Genomic DNA, 547 nt, shown 5'->3' on the forward strand with positions numbered 1-547 from the left:
CCCGCCCACGTGCCGATCACCACCGACGCCGTCGCCGTCAGCAGGCCGATCTTCAGCGACAGCCACGCGGCGGTCAGCAGCTCGTCGTCGTCCAGAAGCGCCGCGTACCACTTCAGCGAGAAGCCCGACCACACCGTCACCAGCTTCGACTCGTTGAACGAGTACACGACGAGGCTGATGATCGGGATGTACAGAAACAGGAAGCCGAAGGCGAGAACGCCCGTCGACAGCGGTTTGCTCGGCTTGATCATTTCGCTTCCTCCAGTTCCTTGACCTGGTAGTACTGGAACAGCGCCATCGGCACCAGCAGCAGCATCACCATCGCGACCGTCACCGCGGACGCCATCGGCCAGTCCATGTTGTTGAAGAACTCGTCCCACATCACGCGGCCGATCATCAGCGTGTCGGCGCCGCCGAGCAGTTCCGGAATCACGTACTCGCCCACCGCCGGGATGAACACCAGCAGGCTGCCGGCGATGATCCCGTTCTTCGACAGCGGCAGCGTGATGCGCGTGAACGCGACCCACGGCTTCGCGCCCAGGTCGTA

General features: G+C 63.6%; 2 protein-coding genes. Both read right to left on the reverse strand.

Annotation, left to right across the window (positions count from 1 at the left end; all coding sequences use genetic code 11):
* Positions 1–251, reverse strand: a 251-nt coding sequence (locus tag BME24068_RS34810) for an ABC transporter permease (protein WP_425322071.1), incomplete at its 3' end; no start/stop codon positions are given.
* Positions 248–547: ABC transporter permease subunit (locus BME24068_RS34815; RefSeq protein WP_174928807.1), on the reverse strand; the 300-nt coding region annotated here is incomplete at its 5' end. The genes BME24068_RS34810 and BME24068_RS34815, both read right to left, overlap by 4 nt.

It is taken from the genome of Burkholderia anthina (assembly GCF_902498995.1).
Classification (GTDB): domain Bacteria; phylum Pseudomonadota; class Gammaproteobacteria; order Burkholderiales; family Burkholderiaceae; genus Burkholderia; species Burkholderia anthina.